The sequence below is a fragment of the Pseudomonas sp. P5_A2_2 genome, from assembly GCF_054177685.1.
This window is the reverse complement of sequence record NZ_JBGCUL010000622.1, coordinates 1-2,696: the sequence shown is the minus strand read 5'-3', so window position 1 is coordinate 2,696 and position 2,696 is coordinate 1. Positions and strand designations below refer to the sequence as shown.

At 57.4% G+C, this 2,696-nt stretch carries 2 protein-coding genes; both read right to left on the bottom strand.

From position 1 onward, the window contains the following. Positions 1-49 precede the first annotated feature (49 nt). Positions 50-1,870 (bottom strand): translational GTPase TypA, encoded by a 1,821-nt coding sequence (gene typA / locus ACXRVY_RS23215; RefSeq protein WP_116264161.1) that lies wholly within the window; start codon positions 1,868-1,870, stop codon positions 50-52. 139 nt (positions 1,871-2,009) lie between these two features. After that, positions 2,010-2,696 (bottom strand): thiazole biosynthesis protein (thiI, locus tag ACXRVY_RS23210; protein ID WP_458238347.1); only part of this gene is annotated, 687 nt, incomplete at its 5' end.

Here is a 2,696-nt window from a genome sequence, read left to right as displayed (position 1 = left end):
CGCCCCCGGCCTTTCGACCGGGGGCGTTTTCGTTAAGCAAGGCTAAATCTTATGCCTTGGCTTTCTTGGCAGCGCGGGTACGCTCGCTTTCGTCCAGGATCTTCTTGCGAAGACGGATGGACTTAGGAGTCACTTCACACAGCTCGTCATCCTGGATGAATTCCAGAGCCTGTTCCAGGGTGAAGCGAACAGGTGGAACCAGGGCGATGGTTTCGTCTTTACCCGAAGCACGCATGTTGTCGAGCTTCTTGCCCTTGGTAGGGTTAACGCCCAGGTCGTTGTCACGGCTGTTCAGACCAACGATCTGACCGTTGTAGATTTCCTGACCGTGTTCTACGAACAGCTTGCCACGTGCCTGGAGGGTTTCCAGGGAGTAGGTCAGCGCCTTGCCGGTTTCAACCGAAACCAGAACGCCATTCTGACGGCCGGACATGTCGCCGGACTTCATCACGTCGTAACGGTCGAAGATCGAGGTCAGGATGCCAGCACCGTTGGTCAGGGTCAGGAACTGGTTACGGAAACCGATCAGACCACGAGCAGGGATGTTGTATTCCAGACGTACACGGCCCTTGCCATCCGGCACCATGTTGGTCAGGTCGCCCTTACGCAGKCCCATCTCTTCCATCACCTTGCCCTGGGATTCTTCAGGGGTGTCGATGGTGACGTTTTCGAATGGTTCGTGCTTCACGCCGTCAACCAGACGGATGATCACTTCCGGACGGCCTACAGCCATTTCGAAGCCTTCGCGACGCATGGTTTCGATCAGTACCGAGAGGTGCAGCTCACCACGGCCGGAAACCTTGAACTTGTCAGCCGAGTCGCCTTCTTCAACGCGCAGTGCAACGTTGTACAGCAGCTCTTTGTCCAGACGTTCCTTGATGTTACGGGAAGTCACGAACTTGCCTTCTTTACCGCAGAAAGGCGAGTCGTTTACCTGGAAGGTCATGGAAACGGTTGGCTCGTCGACGGTCAACGGCTTCATCGGTTCAACGGTGTCCGGGTGGCACAGGGTGTCGGAGATGAACAGCGAGTCCATACCGCTGATGCACACGATGTCGCCTGCAGCAGCTTCTTCAACGTCTACACGGTGCAGACCGTGGTGACCCATCAGCTTCAGGATACGACCGTTACGCTTCTTGCCGTCGGCGCCGATAGCCACAACCGGGGTGTTCGGCTTGACGCGACCACGAGCGATACGGCCAACACCGATAACACCCAGGAAGCTGTTGTAGTCCAGTGCGGAGATCTGCATCTGGAACGGACCGTCACGGTCGACTTTCGGCGCTGGTACGTTGTCGACGATCGACTGGTACAGCGGGGTCATGTCTTCAGCCATTTCGGTGTGGTCCAGACCGGCAATACCGTTCAGGGCCGAGGCGTAGACGACTTTGAAGTCCAGCTGTTCTTCGGTGGCGCCCAGGTTGTCGAACAGGTCGAAGATCTGGTCCAGAACCCAGTCCGGACGCGCGCCTGGACGGTCAACCTTGTTGATGCACACGATCGGACGCAGGCCGGCTTCGAAAGCCTTCTTGGTCACGAAACGGGTTTGCGGCATAGGGCCGTCTTGAGCGTCAACCAGCAGCAGAACGGAGTCGACCATCGACATTACGCGTTCAACTTCGCCGCCGAAGTCGGCGTGGCCCGGGGTGTCCACGATGTTGATGTGGTAGCCGTTCCAGTTGATGGCGGTGTTTTTCGCCAGAATGGTAATACCGCGCTCTTTTTCCTGGTCGTTGGAGTCCATCACGCGCTCGTCGTTGAGCTCGTTGCGCTCCAGGGTGCCGGATTGACGCAGGAGTTTGTCTACCAGGGTGGTCTTACCATGGTCAACGTGGGCAATGATGGCGATGTTGCGTAGATTTTCGATCACTTGTGTATCTCGATCAGAGGATTCGGTGTGCTGACAAGTCTTGGCAGCGATTAACAGTAGCGTCCGTGAAAGCCGTTACAGCTTGACGGTGGCGTCGGGGGGCCGGTGACGCAGGCCACAGGCAAACAGCCCCGGGCACTTAGCTCGGTCGATAAACGCGCACATTGGCATGCCCCTCACTGAGCAAATGGTGGGCATGCAGGCGACTCATCACGCCTTTGTCGCAATACAGCAGGTACTGGCGAGTAGGGTCCAGTTCCTTGAAACGAGCGTTCACTGCATAAAACGGCATCGTTTGTACCTCGATGCCAGCGAGTTCCAGCGGGTCGTCCTCAGCGGCATCCGGGTGACGGATGTCGATGACGATCTGACCGGCCAGCGCTTCGCTGACTTCTTCAATCTGCAAGTCCTGGCCCAATTCGTCGATCACGCGATCGATCGGCACCAGTTTGGCGTTTTCGAGCGCACGCTCGAGTACCGCCATATCGAATTCTTTCTCTTCATGCTCGACGCGATAGCGCTTGGCCGCGGTCTTCGGATTGACCGAGATGACACCGCAGTACTCCGGCATGTGCCGGGCGAAATCGGCGGTGCCGATTTCGTTGGCCAGGTCGATGATGTCCTGCTTGTGACTGGCGATCAGCGGACGCAAGACCAGCTTGTCGGTCACACAGTCGATCACGCTCAGGTTCGGCAGCGTCTGGCTCGACACCTGGGAGATCGCCTCACCGGTGACCAGTGCGTCGATGTGCAGTCGATCGGCAATTCGGGACGAAGCGCGCAACATCATACGCTTCAATACTACGCCCATATGACTGTTATCGAC